The 19,732-nt window shown below is 43.4% G+C and carries 21 protein-coding genes; 5 read left to right on the top strand and 16 right to left on the bottom strand.

Annotated features, from left to right (window positions below; genetic code table 11):
- Positions 1-199: 199 nt before the first annotated feature.
- The 3 genes from EV213_RS10175 to acnA all read right to left on the bottom strand — a co-directional run bounded on the left by EV213_RS10175 (position 200) and on the right by acnA (position 5,893).
- Positions 200-2,449: a heavy metal translocating P-type ATPase gene (locus tag EV213_RS10175; protein WP_133580426.1), complete on the bottom strand. Its 2,250-nt coding sequence runs from the start codon at positions 2,447-2,449 to the stop codon at positions 200-202.
- Between the two features lie 437 nt (positions 2,450-2,886).
- Complete coding sequence (locus tag EV213_RS10170) at positions 2,887-3,021, bottom strand: FbpB family small basic protein (RefSeq protein WP_133580425.1); 135 nt, start codon at positions 3,019-3,021, stop codon at positions 2,887-2,889.
- A gap of 163 nt (positions 3,022-3,184) precedes the next feature.
- Positions 3,185-5,893: an aconitate hydratase AcnA gene (gene acnA / locus EV213_RS10165; protein ID WP_133580424.1), complete on the bottom strand. Its 2,709-nt coding sequence runs from the start codon at positions 5,891-5,893 to the stop codon at positions 3,185-3,187.
- 157 nt (positions 5,894-6,050) lie between these two features.
- Here acnA and EV213_RS10160 point away from each other — a divergent pair, with 157 nt between their 5' ends.
- The 3 genes from EV213_RS10160 (at position 6,051) to EV213_RS10150 (ending at position 7,544) form a co-directional block, all read left to right on the top strand.
- Entirely contained in the window at positions 6,051-6,158 is a 108-nt protein-coding gene (locus EV213_RS10160; protein WP_424923041.1) for a small acid-soluble spore protein P, read from the top strand.
- 632 nt (positions 6,159-6,790) lie between these two features.
- Positions 6,791-7,030 (top strand): hypothetical protein, encoded by a 240-nt coding sequence (locus tag EV213_RS10155; protein ID WP_133580422.1) that lies wholly within the window; start codon positions 6,791-6,793, stop codon positions 7,028-7,030.
- Positions 7,031-7,115: 85 nt separating this feature from the next.
- The gene (locus EV213_RS10150; protein ID WP_133580421.1) at positions 7,116-7,544 is read left to right on the top strand and encodes a DUF2621 family protein; all 429 of its coding nucleotides are present in this window, start codon (positions 7,116-7,118) and stop codon (positions 7,542-7,544) included.
- A gap of 113 nt (positions 7,545-7,657) precedes the next feature.
- On the opposite strand, the gene EV213_RS10145 is transcribed toward EV213_RS10150, so the two are convergent.
- From EV213_RS10145 to yneA, 8 genes are all read right to left on the bottom strand, one after another.
- Positions 7,658-8,140 carry a CcdC family protein gene (locus EV213_RS10145; protein WP_133580420.1) on the bottom strand — a complete coding sequence of 161 codons (483 nt, stop codon included), beginning with the start codon at positions 8,138-8,140 and terminating at the stop codon, positions 7,658-7,660.
- Positions 8,141-8,278: 138 nt separating this feature from the next.
- Positions 8,279-8,704 carry a Na(+)/H(+) antiporter subunit B gene (locus EV213_RS10140; protein WP_133580419.1) on the bottom strand — a complete coding sequence of 142 codons (426 nt, stop codon included), beginning with the start codon at positions 8,702-8,704 and terminating at the stop codon, positions 8,279-8,281.
- Positions 8,705-8,750: 46 nt separating this feature from the next.
- Positions 8,751-8,966, bottom strand: coding sequence for a YneF family protein (locus EV213_RS10135; RefSeq protein WP_133580418.1), 216 nt, complete (start codon positions 8,964-8,966; stop codon positions 8,751-8,753).
- Between the two features lie 39 nt (positions 8,967-9,005).
- On the bottom strand, positions 9,006-9,482 hold the full coding sequence (sirA, locus tag EV213_RS10130; protein WP_166639250.1) for a sporulation inhibitor of replication protein SirA: 477 nt from the start codon (positions 9,480-9,482) through the stop codon (positions 9,006-9,008).
- A gap of 282 nt (positions 9,483-9,764) precedes the next feature.
- A complete protein-coding gene (gene tkt / locus EV213_RS10125; RefSeq protein ID WP_133580416.1) occupies positions 9,765-11,774 on the bottom strand; it encodes a transketolase in 2,010 nt (669 codons plus the stop codon).
- Positions 11,775-11,959: 185 nt separating this feature from the next.
- Positions 11,960-12,190 carry a DUF896 domain-containing protein gene (locus EV213_RS10120; RefSeq protein WP_133580500.1) on the bottom strand — a complete coding sequence of 77 codons (231 nt, stop codon included), beginning with the start codon at positions 12,188-12,190 and terminating at the stop codon, positions 11,960-11,962.
- 38 nt (positions 12,191-12,228) lie between these two features.
- Positions 12,229-12,903, bottom strand: coding sequence for a YneB family resolvase-like protein (locus EV213_RS10115; RefSeq protein ID WP_133580415.1), 675 nt, complete (start codon positions 12,901-12,903; stop codon positions 12,229-12,231).
- Positions 12,903-13,214: a cell division suppressor protein YneA gene (gene yneA / locus EV213_RS10110; protein WP_166639249.1), complete on the bottom strand. Its 312-nt coding sequence runs from the start codon at positions 13,212-13,214 to the stop codon at positions 12,903-12,905. The genes EV213_RS10115 and yneA overlap by 1 nt, the downstream gene beginning before the upstream one ends.
- Positions 13,215-13,431: 217 nt before the next feature.
- Between yneA and lexA the strand changes: the two genes are divergently transcribed.
- A complete protein-coding gene (gene lexA / locus EV213_RS10105; RefSeq protein ID WP_133580413.1) occupies positions 13,432-14,052 on the top strand; it encodes a transcriptional repressor LexA in 621 nt (206 codons plus the stop codon).
- A 222-nt stretch (positions 14,053-14,274) separates the two neighbouring features.
- On the opposite strand, the gene EV213_RS10100 is transcribed toward lexA, so the two are convergent.
- Positions 14,275-15,057 carry a sporulation protein gene (locus EV213_RS10100; protein WP_133580412.1) on the bottom strand — a complete coding sequence of 261 codons (783 nt, stop codon included), beginning with the start codon at positions 15,055-15,057 and terminating at the stop codon, positions 14,275-14,277.
- A gap of 310 nt (positions 15,058-15,367) precedes the next feature.
- Here EV213_RS10100 and EV213_RS10095 point away from each other — a divergent pair, with 310 nt between their 5' ends.
- Positions 15,368-15,925: a DEAD/DEAH box helicase family protein gene (locus EV213_RS10095; RefSeq protein WP_133580411.1), complete on the top strand. Its 558-nt coding sequence runs from the start codon at positions 15,368-15,370 to the stop codon at positions 15,923-15,925.
- A 135-nt stretch (positions 15,926-16,060) separates the two neighbouring features.
- Here EV213_RS10095 and EV213_RS20715 read toward each other — a convergent pair whose 3' ends face one another.
- The 4 genes from EV213_RS20715 to EV213_RS10080 all read right to left on the bottom strand — a co-directional run bounded on the left by EV213_RS20715 (position 16,061) and on the right by EV213_RS10080 (position 19,730).
- Positions 16,061-16,213, bottom strand: coding sequence for a hypothetical protein (locus tag EV213_RS20715; RefSeq protein WP_166639248.1), 153 nt, complete (start codon positions 16,211-16,213; stop codon positions 16,061-16,063).
- Positions 16,214-16,544: 331 nt separating this feature from the next.
- Entirely contained in the window at positions 16,545-17,882 is a 1,338-nt protein-coding gene (gene glnA / locus EV213_RS10090; protein WP_133580410.1) for a type I glutamate--ammonia ligase, read from the bottom strand.
- A 77-nt stretch (positions 17,883-17,959) separates the two neighbouring features.
- On the bottom strand, positions 17,960-18,373 hold the full coding sequence (locus tag EV213_RS10085) for a MerR family transcriptional regulator (RefSeq protein ID WP_133580409.1): 414 nt from the start codon (positions 18,371-18,373) through the stop codon (positions 17,960-17,962).
- Between the two features lie 97 nt (positions 18,374-18,470).
- Positions 18,471-19,730 carry a methionine gamma-lyase family protein gene (locus EV213_RS10080; RefSeq protein ID WP_133580408.1) on the bottom strand — a complete coding sequence of 420 codons (1,260 nt, stop codon included), beginning with the start codon at positions 19,728-19,730 and terminating at the stop codon, positions 18,471-18,473.
- Positions 19,731-19,732 lie beyond the last annotated feature (2 nt).

The raw sequence follows: 19,732 nt of genomic DNA, 5'->3' as shown, positions 1-19,732 counted from the left end.
GGAATCTTAGTCAGCTTACCCTTCAACCCACCAGAATTTTCGAACAATTGAAAGTCAATGGGTGAAAAGATTGACTGCATTTGTTACGAATAGTAAAGCAGTCCACCCTCGGAGGAGGAATGGACTGCTTTTTTCGGAACACGAATTGAATCCGTGCGTTATTCAGCGTCACTCTCTTTAAAAACGATTACCGAGCTGTTTACTTCATTTGTGCTGAAGCTGCACCGGCTCGATTCGGTATTTTATCTGTTTTCAAGACCCTCATCACATTAAGCACAGCGAGCAACGTGACACCGACATCGGCAATAACAGCTTCCCACATCGTGGCTATTCCAAATGCCCCAAGTGTTAGAAACATGGCTTTCACCCCAAGAGCGAAGATAATATTCTGCCATACGATCTGTCGTGTGCGCCTAGCAATCATCATCGCTTCAGGCAGCTTGGAAAGGTCATCGTTCATAATAACAATATCCGCCGCTTCAATCGCAGCGTCCGAGCCAAGCCCACCCATAGCGACGCCAACGTCCGCTCTTGCGAGTACAGGCGTATCATTAATGCCATCTCCAACAAAAAGAATCTTCTCTTTCGCTGTTTTACTAGCCACAAGTTCTTCCACTTTCTTCACTTTGTCCTGTGGCAAAAGTTCTGCATGTACTTCATCCAATCCAAGCTGTTTGCCAACAGCTTCTGCGACAGCCTTTGCGTCTCCAGTAAGCATAATTCTTTTCTTGACACCAAGTTTCTTCAGCTCAGCCAAGGCACTTGCAGAATTACCTTTCACTTCATCTGCGATAATCAAATGGCCGACATAAGCTCCGTCCACAGCCAAGTGGACCACTGTACCGATGTTATCAGATTGTGTAAAGGCGATGTCGCCTAGTTGCATCAATTTTGCATTTCCCGCAAGCACCTTCTGTCCATCGATAATGGCTTGAATCCCGTGGCCAGAGATTTCCTCATATTGGTCCACACGGCTCGCATCCAGATGCCCACCAAAAGCCTCTTTGACTGATTCTGCAATCGGGTGAGTGGAGTGGAGTTCAGCTAGAGCGGTCGTCTCCAAAAGGTCGGTTTCATTCAGATGGCCGGTTGGAAAAACACCAGTGACTTTAAAAGACCCTTTCGTCAACGTCCCCGTTTTGTCAAACACAGTGTATTTCACTGAATTTAATGCCTCGAGATAATTGCCGCCTTTAATCAGCACTCCAATTTTAGATGCCGAGCCGATCCCACCAAAAAATCCGAGGGGGATTGAAACGACAAGTGCACAAGGACAGGAGATCACAAGGAAAATCGTTGCACGATAAATCCATTCAGTAAATGTTGCGCCACCAAGTACTAATGGTGGAATTACTGCCATCAACGCCGCGATGATGACGACGGCAGGCGTATAATATCTTGAGAATTTCGTAATAAATTTTTCTGTTGGCGCTTTCTTGCTGCTCGCGTTCTGCACCAACTCCAAAATTTTGGATACTGTCGATTCGCCAAACTCTTTTTTGACTTCAACGACAAGCACACCATTTTTGTTCACCATACCGCTTAATACTTGTTCGCCCTCATCGACACTGCGTGGAACAGATTCTCCGGTTAGTGCCGAGGTGTCTACCATGGAGCGTCCTGTTATCACTTCGCCATCAAGCGGAATTTTTTCGCCTGGTCTAACCTGGATATGGTCACCAACCTGGACATCTTCTGGAGAGACACGTTGTACTTCGCCGTTCTTAAGCAAGTTGGCAGCATCCGGCCGGATATCTAAGAGAGATGTAATTGAATTACGCGAGCGATTGACTGCAATTCCCTGGAACATCTCACCAATCTGATAAAATAACATAACAGCCACGCCCTCAGGGTATTCACCAATTGAAAAGGCGGCTAAAGTCGCTACCGACATTAAGAAGTACTCATCAAACAACTGGCCTCTGACCAGATTGCGTCCAGCCTGCAAGAGAATGTCCCCACCGATGACCACGTAAGCAACCACATAGAACGCGAACGACAGCCAGTATTGGTCAGTAAACAAATACGCAATTACTGCCATTACAGCTGCGGCGATTAGACGATAGATCGTTTTACGTGTTGTCCCTTGCCCATGGACATGATCGTCATCCCTTTGGCTGTGATCATGGCTGCTATGCAAATGCCCGGCTTGACCGGACTCCATTTGTCCTGCGCTTTTGACACGTGCATTTGCCCGTTTTCCTGCGGCTGCATCAATTATCTGAATATGCGGCTCAAGGCTTTTGACTTTTTTGCGTACGCTCTCGGTTACAAATTCGAGCATCTTTCCCTCAGTTTCTAACGTCAATTTCTTTGTTATAAAATTTACATTACAGGAGGTTACTCCATTCACCTTTTGTACGCCGTTCTCTATCTTTCTAGCACAGTTGGCACAATCAAGCCCTTCAAGTATCCATTCTCGCTGAACTGTTTCTTGAGTTGTACTCATGATTCACCTCTCTAAACGAACTATAAATACACATATGATCAATCATTCATATATTGATTATGTTAATTATATGCGTGTAAATTCGCAGAAGTCAATCACTATAATGAATAAAGGCTAATTTAGGGCTCCTACCCGAAATTTTATTAGTTCAGACAGATTTCTTCCATCCTCTAAGCTAAACCTTTTGTGAACACAAAAAAGACAGACAATCGTCTGTCTCGTTGTTCGTATGTGGTGCGCTAAACAGCTTCCACGAACGAATGTTCCTGTTCTGTTTAATCCTGAATAGTGACACTAAGCATCGAGCACTTTGATAAGCTCGATATGTCCGAATTTTATGGTGTGAAGTTCGTTCCCTTTACTTTGTTGTATTTAAATAGAAAAACATTCGCCTCCAAAAGAACGAATGTTCGGTTTACCCATCAATGCACTCAAGTTTAAGATGTTCGTACGCGATTGGTATGTTTTTGATCTATTTTTGATTCTATTTTTTCCATTGCGAGCCGGTCCTTCAATAAGGATTCTCTGTTTTCAGAAATCAAATCATTTAATGAACGTTTTATTCTTCTCATAACGGTTTACTCCCCTTTCTGTGCTGTTCATTATAGTATTCCCTTAATTTTGTTTTTATAGACGGTCGTCACAAAAATGTCATAAAAATACGGTCATTGAAATTTTTGATGTATATATGAAAAACGCCGGCTTCAAGCGCCGACGTTTTCATTGTTCCTCGTATTAGATCGATGCTAGTCTGTCACGTAGAACCATCTGAAGGATGCCTCCGTGGCGATAGTAATCAATCTCCACTTCACTATCAAAGCGTACGAGTACGTCAAACTGCTTCACATTGCCTTGCTCATCCGTCGCTTTTACAGAGACAAAGTCGCGTGGCTTAACGTCTTCACCAACAGTCACTTCAAATGTTTCTGTGCCATTAAGACCAAGAGATTCTGCGCTATCACCGTCTTTAAACTGTAACGGAAGCACACCCATGAGCACAAGGTTGCTGCGGTGAATCCGTTCAAAGCTTTCAGCAATAACGGTTTTAATGCCGAGTAGGTTTGTGCCTTTTGCTGCCCAGTCACGTGAGCTGCCCATGCCGTAATCTTTTCCAGCCATAACTAGGAGTCCTGTATTGCTCTCCTGATACTTCATGCACGCGTCAAAGATAGGCATCACGTCGCCTGTAGGCCAATACGTTGTATAACCGCCTTCAGTGCCTGGGGCAAGCTGGTTTTTAATACGGATGTTCGCAAACGTTCCGCGCATCATAACTTCATGGTTGCCTCGACGGGAACCGTATGAGTTAAAGTCAATTGGACGTACGCCATTTTCCTGCAAGTACTTCCCTGCTGGAGAGTCTTTTGCAATCGCGCCGGCCGGTGAAATGTGGTCTGTTGTCACAGAATCACCGAACTTGCCAACCGCACGAAGACCTGTCAAAGGCTTTACAGGCTCTGGGTCTTTTGAAAGATTGACGAAGAACGGCGGATTTTGAATGTACGTTGAGCTTTCATCCCATTTGTACAAAGGCTGATCCGTTGTTTCGATCGCATTCCAACGTTCGTTGTCATCAAATACACGCTCATATTCCTTCTTAAAGAGCTCTGGTGTGACTACTTTTTCAACTTCAGCCTTAATTTCATTGCTGTCTGGCCAAATGTCTTTAAAGTAAACTTTTTCACCAGCTTCTGTTGTACCGATTGGGTCGTTTTGCAGGTCAACATCTACGGAACCTGCCAATGCATACGCAACAACAAGTGGTGGTGACGCTAAATAGTTGGCCCTAACGAGTGGGTGAATTCGTCCTTCAAAGTTACGGTTTCCTGAGAGAACAGAAGAAACGGTCAAGTCAGTTTCACTGATCGCCTTTTCAACCTCTTCGGCAAGAGGCCCTGAGTTTCCGATACATGTCGTACACCCGTACCCAACAAGGTTAAAACCAAGGTCGTTGAGGTATGGCATAAGGCCGCTATCCTCGAGATACCCTGTAACTACTTTTGATCCTGGAGCAAGGGAAGTTTTGACATAAGAAGGCACTTTAAGCCCTTTTTCAACAGCTTTTTTCGCCAACAAACCAGCACCAAGCATTACGTATGGGTTTGATGTGTTTGTACAGCTTGTAATTGCCGCGATTGCTACCGCGCCTGTCTGCATCTCAGCCTTCGTTCCGTCTGGATGTTCGACCGTAGCCGTACGTTTAATCTCCTCAGGCGAAAGACCAAAACCTTGGTTGCCGGCAGGTGCAGTGAGCGCTTTTTTGAACTCTTCCTGCATATGCTTCAGCTCAATCAAGTCTTGTGGACGTTTAGGTCCTGAAAGGCTAGGTTCAAGCGTCGTAAGATCAATTTCAACAAGTTCTGTAAACTTTGGATCTGCTTGATCTGATGTATAAAATAAGCCGTTTTGCTTACAATAATCTTCAACGAGTTTCACCTGGTTTTCATCACGACCAGTGAGGCGCATGTAAGCCAATGCCTCGTCGTCAACAGGGAAAAATCCACATGTTGCGCCATACTCAGGTGCCATGTTGGAAATTGTCGCACGGTCAGCCAAAGGCATTTCGGCTAGACCTGGTCCAAAGAACTCGACAAATTTGCCAACCACTTTTTTCTCACGCAAAATTTGTGTGACCTTAAGTGCGAGGTCTGTTGCTGTCGTTCCTGGAGGCATCGCACCTACGAATTTCACACCTACTACTTCAGGTACAGGAAAATACGATGGCTGCCCAAGCATGCCTGCTTCGGCCTCAATGCCACCCACGCCCCAACCAAGAACGCCGATGCCATTGATCATCGTAGTGTGGGAATCTGTTCCAACAAGTGTGTCTGGATACGCTTCAATTCCATCTGCGCTTTCTTCAGCGTGGACAACATCTGCTAGATATTCCAGATTGACCTGGTGGACAATCCCTGTTGCTGGTGGAACTGCTCTGTAGTTGTCAAACGCTTTTTGTGCCCAGCTTAGAAATTGATAACGCTCTGCATTACGTTGGAATTCCATTTCCATATTGTATTTAAGCGCTTCCGGAGTGCCGAATCGATCAACCTGTACAGAGTGGTCAATAACAAGATCAACCGGTTTCTCTGGATTGATTTGATTTGGGTCTCCCCCGAGATCTGCCATCGCTTTACGTAGTGCAGCCAAATCAACAACAGCTGGGACACCAGTAAAGTCCTGCAAGATGACGCGAGATGGCTTAAATGGGACATCGATTTCTTGTTGTTTTGCTGTGCCCCAATGCGCCAGATTTTCCACATGTTCTTTAGTGATGACTCTGCCGTCTTCCTGACGGAGTACGGATTCGAGCAATACGCGGATAGAAAAAGGCAAGTTAGAGATGTTACCGAACCCTTCACGCTCCAAAGCGTGCAAATCATAGTACGTATACGTTTTCCCACTTGATTCGAAAGTCTTTTTTGCTTGATACGAATCTATACCCATGGGAATCCCTCCTTTTCCAGCAATTTCGCTTACAGTGATCGTGTTTATAATTATTATAAACCCTTTACTATCTTACATGATTCTCTATCATAAGTAAATTTCAACTCTTTTATGAAGAGCGATAAGTTTCATGAATACCTGAATGGAGGTGAAGCAATTGAAAGCGTCTAACAAAAAGGAAGCAAACTCACAAAAGCCTCTTAGCGGTTCAAAAAAAGTGAAACAAGCTAATCATACGAAAGCTAATCAAGGGGAAGGTTCTTAAGTAACTCAGTTTTGTGTACAAACCGCTTTTTGATTTAAGTTGTCTATTGAACGATAAGCTAATAAGTATTCGACCGCTTCGTCAAAATACTTCGCTTCCGCGGGCACGGCTTCAGCTTCCTCGGAAAGCAAAAGCTTTCCAAGGGGATCTTCAGCTCGCGCTGTTCCACCCTAAAGGGTACAAGTGCAACATCGACTCAAAAAGACTTCGTCGTGTTTTCTTTGCCGCAGGAGTCTGCGTATTTTGACTACGCTGATGTTTCCTGAGTAAATTTTTTTATTTCCCGGTCCCACCTATTTAGGGTGCAAAGAAAACACGACGAGAGCATTTGGAGTCGATGTTGCGCTTGTGCCCTTTAGAATGAAAGCGAGCGTATAGCAGCTTGTATAAAATGCAACAATAAATTGTAGGTTTATCCATCTATTTCTATGAGTGTCCCCGAAATTAAGGTTCGAAAATTGAGTCATCAGGTTCCCGAAAATCATCTGCTTCACAGGCAGCGAAAGATCGAGTTCGGATTGCGTTATTTAAAAGCATGGCTTTGTGCGATGCCCTGCTTCATCGGAATTTTTTTCATATTCGGCACTTCTCGCCGCGCTTGCATAGGATAGGGAAAAAGGAGATGCATTATTGTGGATCCTTGGTCTCCCTCCTCTCATCTTTATTTATCAGACGAGTTCCTTCAGCTTGAAATCGAAAAATGGGAAAATGAACAATTCATTTCATTCGATTGGCAGGAGCCTTTCTTGTTTATCACGACAACATTACGGACCGATATGGTTTGTCTTCCCACAGAACCTCTACTTCAAACAGCCATTCCATTGAGTTTAGAAGAGCCATCTTTTTTTATCTTTCTATGGCATCGTTCGTAAAACAGTCATAAAAGGATTGCCTGTCCTGTCTTCTATTTGGTAAGCTATTTTTAGCGACAATACCGTGGGGATGGGAGGGTAAGACATGGAGTTCGATGGATGGTTCGGGTGGTTCATTCTTAGTTGGGGATTGTTTATGATCGTTTTTATGTTTATCGGTGGCTTTTTCATGTTTCGGAAATTTTTAAAGCGCCTTCCTAAGGATGATGGAAAATCAATACTAGATTGGCAGGACTATTATATACAGCAAACAAAAAATCTCTGGTCTGACAAACAAAAACATCTACTAGAAGAGCTTGTTAAGCCAGTTCCTGAATTGTTTCGTGATATTGCACGTGAGAAAATCGCAGGGAAAATTGGGCAAATTGCCCTTGAGCGCCACTCTTCACAGATGACAGAAGGTCTCATCATTGAAGGGTATATACTTGCCACACCAAAGCGAGATCATAAATATTTACGAAAAACGCTTGCTAAGCAAAATATAGATGTCGCTCCATACGAGCAGTATTTTTAAGCGCCATCATGTCGTTTGAATTTGTTGCCTGTCCATTATACAGCTTTTTCTACAATCACAAAAAGGATGCCTCCTTACTTAAGAAGCATCCTTTTTGTTTGTTTCAGGGTAGATTATGATACTGGCGTTGGCGGAGGTATTACCGTTTTTTCAACACGTTTGAACTTGATGAACATGGAAAGACGCCATGGGAGAAGCATACCGAAGGCTAGAATAAAGAACATGCCACTGAGGGCTTCCCATTCAATGTATTGACCCAAAACGAGCTTCAGTATAATCCGGAATACAAGCAACCCTAGTAATATAAAAGGAAACGCACGAGAACGTTTTAGATAAATTTTTTCATCACGCACTTCAAACCGGGATGTTTTTATCAAGACAATTGAAAACAAAGCCCCAACGATAAAGGCTTCCAATGCATTACTTAAAGAAATATGGAACATCGGTTGGGTAAACATTAAAAAGCCCGTACTCATAAAAAGCGGAGGCAAGAGGATTTTCTTTAAACTCGCTGGCTTTGCTGCAGCCTTTAGTCGAATCATAATTGCAATAAGTGCCATACATACTGCAACAATGGTTGCAATGACCACTTCCATAAAAATCCCTTCCTTCAATAAAAGGTCTTTTGCCAGTATACCATACCCCTAAAGGCTTGTTCAAAGAGACTCCACATTAAAAAGAGCCTGTCCCATGAGTCATCGCTATGACGTCTGGAACAAGCCCCTTCATTCTCTTTATTGATCTTCAGCTATCGATAAAATGATGGTCATAGTAACTCCGACGACAGTTATATAAACGCCTAAATCAAACAACATAGCCGTTGCCCATTCAAATTTGCCGAAGAAAGGGAGATCCCAATAGCCATAAGTATGACTTAGAAAAGGTTGTTGAAACACGAAGGACCCTATTCCCGTTAAAAGCGCAATGCCTAATCCTGCTGGAATTAAACGTTTAAAATCGACGGGGATGACATGTCTTGCCACCTCATAGCCATAGCTGATAAAGATAAGCACCAGTGCCGCTGAGGTCATCAATCCGCCAATAAATCCACCGCCTGTCGCATTATGGCCTGCAAATAAGGAATATAATGAGAAGGCCAAAATGACAAATGCAATGATTTTTACCGTCGACTGCAGAATTAAATCGTCAATGCCTTTCATGGAAGCCCCTTTCATCTGTTACAAGCTCATGATGGGTGTACGCCGTTTATTTTGCTTGATTGTTCATCGCTTTCATCATCTGATTGATCTTTTTCTGAGAAGGTTTTTGTCCCATCTGCATTAAGAGCACTCGAAGCATTTGCTCGTTAATCGGCGGGTTTTTCTTCAGGTAACTCATCATGTATCTGCGGGCAATAAAAAACCCTAATGCGGCACCTGCAATCAGGCAACCTAGGCCCACAAGAACGTAAATCCACCACATGTTGCTAATCCTCCTTCACATCATCTACCCATAAGTGTACTAGATCAGTTGTGAAGTCGCAACAGGTTCCGTCGGATGGAGTGTATTTTTAAGTCGGAGTGGCTTTAACCAACCAAAACGGCTTGACTCATAATCAGATGCAAAAAAATAGCCATGAAACGAACGGAGCGATTCGAAAAACGACATCTCGCCTGAAAAACACCCTTCAGATTCCAATAGTACACGATCTGGACAAACGGTTAATCGTGTCGCGCCTTTTGAAGCAGTATCATAATAAGTGATTACATTTGGTTCAGACGTATGTTGTCGTGCACCTGACGTTCGCGAAAGGATATACGTAATAAGCAATTGTTCGGAAAGAGAACATGTAATATAGGTGACTTGTTTTTGAAGAATGGCCGCTAGAGTAGAATCTTCATACTGATTTTCAAGAAAAAGATTGAACAGTTTGTGCTCTTTTCCAAAAAAGTCGTACGCCACACTTTCTTTGACGAGATAAATTTCATATACAGACATCGCCCAAGGCCTCCTTTTTAACAGGAAAAATTGTAAACAATGGCTTACGCTATAGAGTAGCAACGATAAGTTTCTAACAGGTTGTCCAAAGTATACGGGAAGATGGGCAAGAGACCTGTCTTTTTGTGCAGCAAAGAACCACAAGTTTTGTCGATTAAAAAAACAGCCTAAAACGCCCGTGGGCTGTTTTAGACTGTTCATCTGCTTTTTTGGCTATACCTTTTTAGAAGCTCGTTGCCTAAGAAGGCAACGACGCCCCTCGAAAAGACAACCGTTTTTACTTTATTTCTTTAGTAGCGCCTTCACACGAGTAACGACATTTTCAGTCGTAAAGCCATACTCAGCGACCACTCGTCCACCTTCTCCAGAAGCACCATACGTTGTGATCCCGAGAATATCACTATCTAATCCTGTATAACGTTCCCAGCCAAGTGGCTGAGCCATCTCAACTGCAAAACGCTTTGTCACTGCTGCTGGCAAGACACTTTCTTTGTACTCAGCCGATTGTTGCTCAAATAAATCCCAAGAAGGCATACTAACAACTGCGACATCAATGCCGTCTTTTGCAAGCGCTTCTTGTGCGTCAACGGCAAGGCTTACTTCAGATCCTGACGCAAGCAGTAATGCATCTGCTATGTCTTTGGATGCTGGCGAAACCGTATAGGCCCCTTTAGAAACCTTTTCATAACGATTTTCAACAGTCCCTTTAAGCACTGGAAGGTTTTGTCTAGTCAATACTAGAGCTGTTGGTCGGTCAGTTGACTCCATTGCGATTTTCCATGCCGCTTGTACTTCATTTCCGTCTGCTGGACGCAAAACGGTTAAATTCGGCATTGCGCGTAACGCTGGAAGCTGTTCAACTGGCTCATGCGTTGGTCCATCCTCACCGACAGCAATCGAATCGTGTGTAAACACATAGGTGACAGGCAAGTGTGAAATGGCAGCTAAACGGATGGCCGGACGTAAATAATCCGAGAAGACGAAGAACGTACCGCCATAAGGCTTTAATCCACCGTGCAACGCCATTCCATTCATCGCAGAACCCATGGCATGCTCACGTACACCAAACCAAATGTTCTTGCCCGCGTAGTTTTCAGCTGTAAAGTCTTCTTGACCATTAACCTCAGTTTTATTCGATCCAGCTAGGTCAGCGGAACCGCCCCAAAATTGTGGAACAGCATTTGCAATGGCATTAATGGCTTCACCAGAAGTCGCCCGAGTAGCGGCTGCCTTATCATCAACACTATACGTAGGCAACGCTTTTTCCCAACCTTCAGGGAGCTTTCCATCGATCGCTAGCTCAAGCTGTGCCGCAAGCTCTGGAAAGTCGTTTTTATAAGAAGCGAACAACGAATCCCATTCTGCCACTTTCTTTTCACCAGCTGAAACGATCGCATCACGGACATTCGTATACACTTCATCAGGCACATGAAAATCTTCTTCATATGTCCACTTGTACGCCTCTTTTGTGAGCTTTACTTCGTCCACGCCAAGCGCTGAACCATGCGATGCACTGCTTCCGGATTTATTCGGAGATCCATAACCAATCACTGTTTTGATTTCGATAAGCGTTGGCTTATTCGTTTCGTTTTGTGCGGCTTCAATCGCTTTACCAATTGCATCAAGGTCATTGCCATCTTCAACGCGAATGACTTGCCAGCCATAGGCTTTATAGCGATCTTCAACACTTTCAGAAAATGATCTATTTAGGTCACCATCAAGTGAAATGTCATTGGAATCATATAAAGCTATCAAACGGCCAAGCTTCAAATGACCTGCTAGGGAAGCTGCCTCTGCACTAACACCTTCCATAATGTCGCCATCACTGCAGATCGTATAAGTAAAATGATCAACAACAGGATAGCCGTCGCGGTTGTATGTTGACGCAAGGTGGCGCTCAGCCATCGCCATACCAACGGCGTTTGAAATCCCTTGTCCTAGTGGACCTGTCGTCGCTTCTACACCATCTGTATAACCAACTTCAGGATGTCCTGGCGTGCGGCTGCCCCATTGACGGAATTGCTTTAAGTCATCAATGGTTACATCAAACCCAGACAAATGCAGCATGCTATAAAGTAGCATCGAGCCATGACCTGCTGATAAAACAAAGCGATCTCGATTAAACCACTTTGGTTGTTTAGGCGAAATGTTAAGATAATCTTTCCAAAGCTTGTAGGCCATTGGAGCAGCCCCCATTGGCAACCCAGGGTGACCTGAATTAGCTTTCTCGATTGCATCAATTGAAAGCGTTCGAATCGTATTAATCGCTAGCGTATCTAAGTTTGCAGTCATATGTACATTCCTTTCTTCATTAAAGAACTTATTGCTTCTATCATATACCCTACCACGGTGAAGTAGCAAGGCTTTAATGCCATCTGAAATCATTTCATGTGAACTTAGCTGACAGCAATTCGACTGCTACTATATGAAAACGAACATGACGTCGGGTGTCATGTTCGTTTATTCCGTTATAGCTGTTAATGCAAACGATTTTTTTTGGATTCCTTTAATTTATCTGGTGTGACATCATTTCCCTCAGGGTCAACGACTTTCACATTGTGTAAGTGGTCACGCATAGACGATCGGAAAGTGGCCAAGTATTCTTTACGTAGCTGTTGTTGTTCTTCCTTTTCTTCATTGGTCAGTGTGCTCTGTTTCGCTTTATTAGAAAGCTCGTTAATGCGATTAATTTTCTCTTTGGATAGCAACGTTATCACCTCTTGCCACCCATCATACAAAATACGGATTAAGGATGCAAATGAACCGCTTCTTTTTGTACTTGCTCATTTTCGTATTGTTTAAAACGTCGATTCACAGTCGCTTTAGAAACGTCGTACCCAAGACCTCTTAAGGTTGCCGCAATATCTCTATACGTCAGGCCGTTCTTCTTGAGCCTTACAATCTCGGATATAGGGATTTCTTTTCTTTTCCGACCAGGCGAACTTGACGTATGATTGCTTAAATTGCGAAACGGCTTGTAGCCATCCTTCACTGCAAGTCTCATCCCACGAGAAATTTTAGCATTATGTACCTTGCGTTGATATTCTTCGACAATGGAAACGATGTCAAGCACGAGGTGATCAGCATCTGACAGAGTCAACTCTCCATTTTCTTCGACACAGTACAAGGACAGACCATGCTTACGAAAATAATGGACAATCGCCATTTTTGCATTGCCACGACCGATTCTTGTCGCATCACTTACAATGATGGCATCTATCTGTTCGGACACCGCTCTTTCCATCAATTCAAGCATGCCCTCGCGATCAATGTCATAGCCACTGGCTTTTTCTGAAATGATGCCTTTTAATGTCCAGCCTTCCGTGTGGCAGGCTTGTGTAAGCTCTTTTTCTTGTCGTCCTAACGACGTCTCCTGCGACTGCTTGTCCGTGCTTACTCGACAATACCCAATCACATTCATTACTCCGCACCCGTGTATGCAAATTGTGAGGATCTCTCAGTGCTTAGCTGCTTCATCGTTACTGGAATGATGAGCTGCTGTCCTGGCTCAAGCGTGCTTGTAGGAAGCTGGTTGTTCTCTTTCACCCATTGAATGAAATCCGGTTTTGACATTGTATGCAGCGCCGTGTATTCTTCAGCAAGTGCCCAAATGCTATCTCCCTTCTCTATATGAACAGTTGCATACTCCTCATCACTTACACCATGAAAGAGAATCAAGCCAACAATAACAAATGCAAGACAAATATAATAAGAACGCCCAGAAACCACCATCTTCATTCCTCCCTGATACGAATGTTCGTTCGCCTTTAGATTACATGCGAACGTTTGTTTTGTCAACTATAAAATTCGAACTTATGTTTGTATTCCAAAGGACTGTTTGTTATAATTTATATAAATTACTTCCAGTCTATGAACCTTTTGAAATTGTATGCCTACATTTACTTTGTAAGTATGGATCCACTACGCGTAATAGAAAGCGAGGATAACTATGAAAAAACTATCAAAAAGACAACAAGATATTTTAGATTTTATTAAGGACAATGTACAAAGCAAAGGATATCCACCCTCTGTAAGAGAGATTGGGGAAGCTGTTGGACTTGCCTCTAGTTCAACCGTTCATGGTCATCTAGCACGACTAGAGGACAAGGGATTAATCCGCCGTGATCCAACAAAACCAAGAGCCATCGAAGTCTTGTACAGTGATGAACATGCATCTCCTATTGCAAAAGTATTGAATGTTCCTGTCATCGGGAAGGTTACAGCTGGACAACCGATTACAGCCATTGAAAATATCGAAGATTACATGGCCCTGCCTGAAAGTCTACTTCCAGCAGATGAGCAAGTGTTTGTGCTCGTCATCGAAGGTGAAAGTATGATTGAAGCTGGCATTTATGACGGGGATTTTGTTGTCGTTAAACAACAGCAAACAGCCAATAACGGGGATATCGTTGTGGCAATGACAGAAGACCATGAAGCAACGGTCAAGCGCTTCTACAAGGAAAAAGACTTTATCCGTCTTCAGCCTGAAAACGCAGCGATGGAGCCAATTATTCTTCATGATGTCACCATTCTCGGTAAAGTCGTAGGGCTTTACAGAGCGATTCATTAAGAGGTTGTCTTTCGCATTGGATATAGATAAACAAAGAGCCTTCTCCAAATTGGAGAGGCTCTTTGTTATAGAATTGCATTCACTACATGCTTCTTTAGGCCATCGGACGTGCTTGCTCTATGTAACGTAAAACCTCGACTGGTGCGGAGTTGCCAAAAGGGCAATGAGCACCGGACAAGGCAAAGCAACGACGAAAGCGAGCGTTTCTCATCAGCCTGAAGTTTATTTTTGAAGGATGGACCATAACTCACGTTCAACGACATCAGGTTGATTCAACTCATCCAACGTAAATTCCAATTCATAATACGCATCCTCGGACTTAAAGAACTTATCCAACCCTCTTAATCTTTGGTCCTTTGTAAGCAGTACATGCAAGGAATATTCAGTTGCATATAGGACTGCTTCAATCTCATCAATATGACCTCTAAATTCTGATGGGACCGCCCATTCAAATTCTTGGACATACTTTGGAATTTGATCCATCGGCAAGACTTTCTGATAAAAGCGCTCTGTCAAATAGTTGCCTGCTTCAACCTCCACTTCTCGTAGACGGAATCCAAGGTTTCTGACAGCATTGAGGAAAAGACGAGATGTTTCCGGCTCCTTAATCACAAGATAATCTTCATCTCTTGGATCAATGGCGAGCTCAATGTCCGCTCTAGTCGTAATCCAAACAGGACTTCTTGACGTGGAATGTGGGACGGTATAAGGGAGCTCGAATGCAAAGGGGATCGTTAAGCGCTCTCCACTTTTTACATGGCTGCCCTCAAATGAATAGGAGTCAACAACCACTTTCTTCTGATGCATTTTGTCCTCATGCTCGTACCAAGCCACTGTACATAAATCAATCACAAGCTGGTTAATGTCTGTGTCCGTGCCTGCCCCTTTTATATGGAACTCGCCATGGACAGTATCCCCTTTTGTGTACTGATTGTTCTGTAGTTGCGCATCAATTTTCACACCACCGATGCCGACTCTTTCTAGCGATTTTTTAAAGAAACTCATTTGAACGCCTCCATTGTCTTGTCGTCTACATGTGTCTACGAATCTACTTTGACAAAGGTTTCAAGTTATTTCAAGTATTGGTGTGGTTTCTCGACATTGCTCCTGCATGTTCGGCTAAAGCGATTGGAATATACCCTTTGATCCTTAAAGAATTTCTTACCAAAGGGGTAAAGACTTTGCCAAGTATTCGTGATGTAGACCCCTCTTCGCCTACATTATTGATTATTATTGAATTTAAGCAAGGATTGTGGAATAATCCTTTGAAATAGCAGTTGTCTAGAAAAATCCGAAAATATCAGGAGGCGCAATGATGAAGCTTGTTCTACTCTTTGGCCCACAAGCCGTCGGGAAAATGACAGTCGGAAATGAGCTCTCAAAAATAACTGCTTTAAAGTTATTCCATAATCATATGACCATTGATTTACTTGAACCCTTTTTCGGATTTAGTCCTGACATGTGGAGACTATCTACCCTTTTTAGAGAGGAAGTTTTTAGAACCTTTGCAACAAGCAATAACTATGGGATGATTTTTACGTTTGTCTGGGCATTTAATCAAAAAGAAGATTGGGACAGTGTTGAGAAAATATGCAGAATCTTCAGTTCTAAAGGAGCAAAAATCTATTTTGTTGAGTTGGAAGCTGGCGTCGAAAAAAGACTGAAACGGAATAAAACACCCTATAGACTTGAACAAAAGCCAACGAAAAAGAACGTGCAGTACTCTGAACAAGAATTATTAAGAAGCATGGATAGCCTTCGATTGAATTCTAAAAGAGGAGAAATCACTCAAAAACATTATCTACGAATTAACAATGAGGATCTGGAAGCTGAAGACGTTGCGAAAATGATAAAGGAACGGTTTGGATTGTAATATTCGGACGATGAGTATATGCACAAATCTTATCTGCAATTCTTTCTCACGAATCATAATAACGAATTGACCTTCCCTCCACCCCTTAATTTAGCCAACTCGACACATATGTTTTAGTAGGAATGAAGGAATGTTTTAAATACGATACGATTTGTCTTTCATATCTTGCTTTAGCTTTAATCGTTTTGTTTCAATTTTCTTCACGCCTTTAAAAGTTACCATGGACAATACGATCAGCGCGATATATATTAAGTAATTGTCCGGTTCATTTTTGTCTATAATCTTCATGGGCTTTACCCCCTTTTTTACAGAATTATATTGGGTAGCTTTTTCGGTGGTAGTGCGACCAAAAATACTTATTCTTATAAGATTTGGGGCAATCACCACATCTTAATCCCATAGAAGTGTTCACGAATCCCTTTTTGTAGTTTTGATGTTCCATTACTAAGTATTTTTCCATTGGATTTGCTGCAATACAATTCATCAGGTGGGCGAAATATTGGACTAAAAATTTTTTTTGCGGATTTTCTTGGGTGTTCGTATGTGCGGTGGTTGTTTTTAAGAAGAATTAAAATAAAGAAAAACCCCCAACCGCTACAGCGGCAAGGGGTTTGATCTTTTAGTAAAGGGTAAGGTACTGCTCGCGCTCCCAAGGGTGAACTTGTGTGCGGAACATGTCCCATTCGATTTCTTTTGCTTCGATAAAGTGTTCTGCAGCGTGCTCACCAAGTGCTGCCATGATGATATCGTCACGCTTAAGAGTGTCAAGCGCTTGGGCAAGCGTTGCTGGAAGATCAGCAATGCCGTTTTCAATACGCTCTTCCTTGTCCATCACGTAGATGTTGCGATCTACTGGTGCTGGTGGTGTTAAGTTGTTTTTCACACCGTCAAGTCCAGCAGCAAGCATTACAGCCATGGCCAAGTAAGGGTTCGCAGCTGGGTCAACCGAACGCACTTCGATACGTGTGCTCAAGCCACGAGAAGCTGGGATACGTACGAGTGGTGAACGGTTACGAGAAGACCATGCAACGTAACATGGGGCTTCGTAGCCAGGCACTAAACGCTTGTATGAGTTTACTGTTGGGTTCGTAATGGCTGTAAATGCTTCAGCATGCTTCAGAATGCCAGCAATAAATTGCTTTGCTGTTTCGCTTAATTGAAGGTCTGATTTTTCGTCAAAAAACGCGTTTTGCTCACCTTTAAACAAGCTCATGTTTGCGTGCATACCAGAACCATTCACACCAAACAATGGTTTTGGCATAAACGTCGCATGCAAGCCGTGCTTACGTGCAATTGTTTTAACAACAAGCTTAAACGTTTGAATGTCGTCACACGCTTTTACAGCGTCTGCATATTTAAAGTCGATTTCGTGTTGACCAGGAGCGACTTCATGGTGTGATGCTTCAATTTCAAAGCCCATGTCTTCAAGCTCAAGCACGATATCACGTCGACAATTTTCACCTAGATCCGTTGGTGCTAAGTCAAAATAGCCGCCTTTGTCATTCAACTCAAGCGTAGGCTCACCTTTTTCATCATTTTTGAAAAGGAAAAACTCAGGCTCTGGTCCGATATTAAAGGCAGTAAAGCCGAGATCTTTCATTTCTTGAATGACTTTTTTAAGTACGCTTCTTGGATCACCTGCGAACGGTGTGCCATCCGGATTGTAAATATCACAAATTAAACGAGCTACGCGACCTTTTTCGCTCGTCCATGGGAATACAACAAAGGTATCTAGATCTGGATAGAGATACATGTCTGATTCCTCGATACGAACAAACCCTTCAATGGATGAGCCGTCAAACATCATTTTGTTGTCTAAGGCTTTACCCAATTGATCAACAGGGATCTCAACGTTTTTTATAATTCCTAGCAAATCTGTAAACTGCAAACGTATAAAACGTACGTTCTCTTCCTCAACAAGCTTTACGATGTCTTTTCTCGTGTACTTAGAACCCATAATCACATGTTCCTCCTCTTATAGTATGAACTCATCTATCTCAAGCCTAAGGACTACCTGGCTATCGACCAATCAAATTAATGAAAAAAACGTGAAAGCTCACCTTGAATCAAGGAAGCACGGTTGTGACGACCTGCCTGCTGGACAAGCTCCTTTTTCAACATTGAACGAAGCTTCGCATCGCTAATGTCATCCTTTGCTGTCGCTTTTGTTTCTGTTGCCTGTATTTTGTCAAGCTTCTCTTGTTGTTCACGCATGTCAAACACTCTGCGAACCCCTGCCATGTTAATGCCTTGCTCGATCAACGCTTTAATTTCAAGCAACCGATCGACATCATTAAATGAAAAAAGCCGGCGATTCCCTTCAGTCCGTTCTGGATGAACAAGATCATGTTCCTCATAATACCGAATTTGTCTTGCGGTCAGTTCTGTTAGTTTTTTTACAATGCTAATTGGGAACAACGCCATCGACCTGCGTACTGTATCATTCATGTTCGTCCCCTCATTTCTATTAAAATGCTTACACAGCTTAAGTGTAACGAACGTGAATAATATTGTCAATACGTGTGAGGAAACATAACAAGGGACATTAAGGCTTTTTAATCATCGCGTTGGTATTTTCATTAATTGCCTTTGCTGCTGCTTCTTTGACGGCGATTTTAATATGCTCATATGTAAGCCCACCTTGGACATAGACACGATATGGAGGTTTTACCGGTCCGTCGGCGCTGAATTCAAGGCTTGCCCCTTGCACGAATGTCCCAGCAGCCATGATGACCTCAGCGTCATAGCCTGGCATCGCCCCTGGAACTGGCTTGGCGTAGCTGTTTATTGGCGACGCTGCTTGAATCGCCTGACAAAACGCGATCATCGTGCTCGCATCTGGAAATTCAACCGTTTGAATTAAGTCATACCTAGTACTATTCCACTTCGGCCACGTTGAGAAACCTAGTTTATTCAAAAAACATGCCGTAAACACGGCCCCTTTTAATGCTTGTCCAACCGTGTGGGGAGCAAGAAAAAGACCTTGGTACATGAGTGGCCATTGCCCTAAAGAAGGACCGACTTCTTTTGCTAGGCCTGGGGATGTTAACCGTTCTGCACTTAAATAAATCGCAGCTTTTGTTCCGGCAATATAGCCCCCTGTCCGCGCTAGCCCACCACCTGGGTTTTTTATTAGGGAGCCGGCGATGACGTCAGCACCGACATGCCCGGGTTCAATCGTTTCGGTAAACTCCCCATAGCAATTGTCGACGAACACGTACACGTCCTTCTTCACGGCCTTTACTGCCTCGACGATACGTCCGATAGCAGCCACGGACAATGCGGGTCGTTTAGCATATCCACACGAACGTTGGATGGCGACCACTTTTGTTTGTGGTGTGATCGATGCAAGAATCGCCTCTTCATTCAGACCATCTTCGTTTAATGGGACGTCCTTATACGAAATGCCGTATGCTTTTAAAGAGCTTTGGCTGTCTTTGCCGATGCCAATAAAATCATGCAGCGTGTCATACGGCGTACCAGAAGCATACAACAGCTCATCTCCAGGACGCAGCAAGGCAGAGAGTGCGAGAACGATCGCATGGGTGCCTGAAATGATTTGCGGGCGAACGAGGGCATCCTCTGTACCTAAAACATCGGCATACAACGCCTCAAGCGTTTCACGTCCGATATCATCGTAGCCATACCCTGTTGAGTCCTGCAAATGAGCGTCACTCACTTGATGGCGGCGAAAGGCATGGAGCACTCTTTCTTGGTTTCTCTCTGCGACCTGCTGGATGCGTTGCCAAGCAGAGGCAATCTCCACTTCAGCATCCCTAGCTAAAGCATTTAAATCAGCGTTCATGA

The organism is Aureibacillus halotolerans (genome assembly GCF_004363045.1).
Taxonomy (GTDB): Bacteria; Bacillota; Bacilli; order Bacillales; family DSM-28697; genus Aureibacillus; species Aureibacillus halotolerans.
The sequence above is the reverse complement of the archived record's forward strand: the minus strand, read 5'-3'. Positions and strand labels throughout refer to the sequence as shown.